A 3,366-nucleotide genomic window follows, 5' to 3' on the forward strand; every position below is an offset into this window, starting at 1 on the left:
CCCCGACAACGCCCCGGTCTACGTCATCTGCGACAACCTGTCGGTCAACACCACCCCGAAGATCCTGCGCTGGGCGGCGCGCAACGACGTGCACCTGTGCCTGACCCCGACCTACGCCTCCTGGGCCAACCCGATCGAGGCCCAGTTCGGCCCGGTCCGGTCCTTCGTCATGAACAACTCCAACCACCCCAACCACCCCGCGCTGGCCCGCCACCTGCAGGCATACCTACGCTGGCGCAACACCCACGCCCGCGACCCCTCCGTCCTGGCCGCCCAACGCCGCGAACGCGCCCGCGTCCGCTCCGAACGCCAACAACGATGGGGACGACCACGACCACACGCCGCCTGACCCACCCCGGCACACGTTCGCGGTCAGCGCACTAGTCGCGGTCGGCGCGGGGGTCCTCGGCCAGGAGGGCGGCCAGCGCGGCGAAGATCGCCGGTGGGGCGGCGAGGTAGAGGTCCTCACCGCCGGGGGCGCCGTCCAGGCCGCCGGTGATCGCTCCGGCCTCCGTGGCGATCAGGCCGCCCGCGGCGTGGTCCCAGGGCTTCAGGCCGCGCTCGTAGTAGGCGTCGAGCGTGCCGGCCGCGACCGCGCACAGGTCCAGCGAGGCGGCGCCCATCCGGCGGATGTCACGCACCCGCGGGATCACCCTGGTCAGCACGGCGACCTGCGCCGTGCGGCGTTCGACCGTGTAGCCGAACCCGGTGGCGACGAGCGCCATCTCGAGGCTCGCCACTCCCGAGACGCGCAGCGGCTGGCCGTCCAGGGCGGCACCGCCGCCGCGCAGCGCCGTGTAGGTCCGGCCCAGCGCCGGCGCGTGCACGACGCCGGCGACGACCTCACCGTCCACCTCGGCCCCGATGGAGACGGCCCAGTTCGGCAGGTTGTAGAGGAAGTTGACGGTCCCGTCGATCGGGTCGACGATCCAGCGCACCCCGCTGCTCCCAGCCGCGTCCGAGCCCTCCTCGCCGAGGATCCCGTCCCCGGGCCGCGCCTCGCGCAGCCGCCTGGCGACCAGCTCCTCGGAGGCCCGGTCCAGCGCCGTCACGACGTCCGTCGGCGACGACTTCGTCGACTCCGCGGCCACGGTCCCCGCCCGCCCCCGCACGACCAGGTCCCCCGCCTCGGTGGCGACGTCCAGGGCCAGCGCCAGCAGCTCCTCCGCACTCGCCCGGTCAGCCATCCCGCCGCACCTCATCCTCATCCACAGCCACGTCCACGGCCTCACGCACAGCGACCGTCGAGGTGGCCCGCACAGACATCCTCACGCGGTCATCCTGCCAACCCGACCAGAACAACCACGCCCTCGTCCGCCCCGCCGCCCTGTGAGCCCGCCCACCGCCACCTGGCCGGCGAGCCCCGCGTCCGACCCGGCAGTGTCGTAGCCATCACATCGGGCGGTCCGAGACGGCGCTCGCGGCCCCGCCTCGAGCTGGAACCACCTCCGCCGATGTTCGCCCGCCGCACACGACTGGTAGATCACCACCACCGTGTCGCCGTCGTCGCGGATCTCGCCACATCGTGACCGCGGCGACACTCCGGTGGCGATCATGAATGATCGTGAACGGAGCGCGGACTTTCGCCGCCGTGGCACTGGGCGGTCGCGGCGGCGGCCTAGGATCCGATCATGCTGGTGCGTGAGGCGATCGGTCGGTTTCTCGGCGAGCAGGGGGTGCGGGTCGCCTTCGGGGTCGTGGGCAGCGGGAACTTTCATGTGACGGGTGCCCTCGTCGCGGCCGGGGCGCGGTTCGTCGCGGCACGGCACGAGGGTGGGGCCGTCTGCATGGCGGACGGGTACGCCCGGATGTCCGGCGAGGTCGGTGTGCTGTCCGTCCACCAGGGTCCCGGGTTCACGAACGCGATGACCGGGCTCGCCGAGGCGGCGAAGAGCGCGACGCCACTGCTCGTCCTCGCGCCCGAGGCGACCGACGAGCGGTCCAACTTCTTCGTCGACCAGGCGGCGATGGCGGCGGCGGTCGGAGCGGTTCCGATCCGGGTGCGTTCGCCGCGGACCGCGCTCGCGGACGCGGCCCGGGCCTACGCGACGGCGCGCAACCTGGGCAGGACGGTCGTGCTGGGCGTTCCGATCGACGTCCAGGACGAGGAGCTGCCGGAGGGGCCGGTACCCGTCGTGCCGGCCGCGGCGAAGCCGCCGGTGGCGCACCTGAGCGACGCCGCCCAGCTGGCCGAGACGCTGCTCCACGCGCGGCGGCCGGTCTTCATCGCCGGCCGGGGGGCGCGCTCACCGCGGGCCGCGGCCGCGATCCGGGAGCTGGCCGACCAGACCGGCGCGCTGCTGGCGACCTCCGCGGTCGCGCGCGGGCTGTTCCGCGGCGACCCGTGGGATCTCGACGTCTCGGGTGGCTTCGCCTCGCCGCTCGCGGCCGAGCTGATCCGCGCGGCGGACGTGATCGTCGGATTCGGCTGCGCTCTGAACATGTGGACGATGCGGCACGGCACGCTGATCGGCCCTGAGGCCACCGTCGTCCAGATCGACAGCGACCCGGCGCGGCTGGGGCGCGGCCGCCCCGTCCACCTGGGGCTGTGGGGTGGCGTCGAGGAGACCGCGAGCCAGGTGGCCGGGATCATCGACATCCTCCGCAAGGGCCGCCCGGCCTCACAGCCCGGCTACCGCGACCAGGCGCTGGCCGCGCGGATCGCGGCCGAACGCCGCTGGGAACGGGTGCCGTATGACGACCTCTCGACCAGCACGCTCATCGATCCCCGGACACTGTCGATCGAGCTGAACCGGATGCTGCCGGCCGAGCGGGTCGTCTCGATCGACTCGGGGAACTTCATGGGCTGGCCGTCGATGTACCTCGACGTGCCGGACGAGAACGGCTTCTGCTTCACCCAGGCGTTCCAGTCGATCGGGCTGGGGCTGGCCACCGGGATCGGCGCCGCGATCGCCCAGCCGGACCGGCTGCCGGTCGTCGGCACCGGTGACGGCGGGTTCATGATGGGGATCTCGGAGCTCGACACCGCCGCGCGGCTGAGGCTGCCACTGGTCGTGATCGTCTACAACGACTCGGCGTACGGCGCGGAGGTGCACCACTTCACCGACGGCGCCCCGCTCGACACCGTCACCTTCCCGGACACCGACATCGCGGCGATCGCGCGCGGCCACGGCTGCACGGGCGTCACGGTCCGCTCGGTGGGCGATCTCGACGCGGTCAAGGGATGGCTCGCGGACCGGAGCGGCCCGCTCGTGATCGACGCCAAGATCGTCCCGATGGCCTCATGGTGGCTGCGGGAAGCCTTCGGCCACTAGTGCAGCTCCGCGTAAGTCTTGCTGGGGTTGTCATCAGGCGGCTTTCAGGGGCTCGCCGGTGTAGGTCCAGCGGTATGGCTTGGCAGTGCGG

Annotated in this window: 3 protein-coding genes; 2 read left to right on the forward strand and 1 reads right to left on the reverse strand. The window is 72.9% G+C overall.

Annotation, left to right across the window (positions count from 1 at the left end; all coding sequences use genetic code 11):
• The coding region (locus BL253_RS38875; protein WP_076823099.1) for a transposase at positions 1-349 on the forward strand (349 nt) is incomplete at its 5' end.
• Between the two features lie 31 nt (positions 350-380).
• On the opposite strand, the gene BL253_RS38880 is transcribed toward BL253_RS38875, so the two are convergent.
• Positions 381-1,187 (reverse strand): inositol monophosphatase family protein, encoded by an 807-nt coding sequence (locus BL253_RS38880; protein WP_076823101.1) that lies wholly within the window; start codon positions 1,185-1,187, stop codon positions 381-383.
• Positions 1,188-1,631: 444 nt separating this feature from the next.
• On the opposite strand from BL253_RS38880, the gene BL253_RS38885 reads away from it, so the two are divergent.
• Complete coding sequence (locus BL253_RS38885) at positions 1,632-3,275, forward strand: thiamine pyrophosphate-binding protein (protein ID WP_076823103.1); 1,644 nt, start codon at positions 1,632-1,634, stop codon at positions 3,273-3,275.
• Positions 3,276-3,366: the final 91 nt, after the last annotated feature.

This window comes from Pseudofrankia asymbiotica (genome assembly GCF_001983105.1).
Taxonomy (GTDB): domain Bacteria; phylum Actinomycetota; class Actinomycetes; order Frankiales; family Frankiaceae; genus Pseudofrankia; species Pseudofrankia asymbiotica.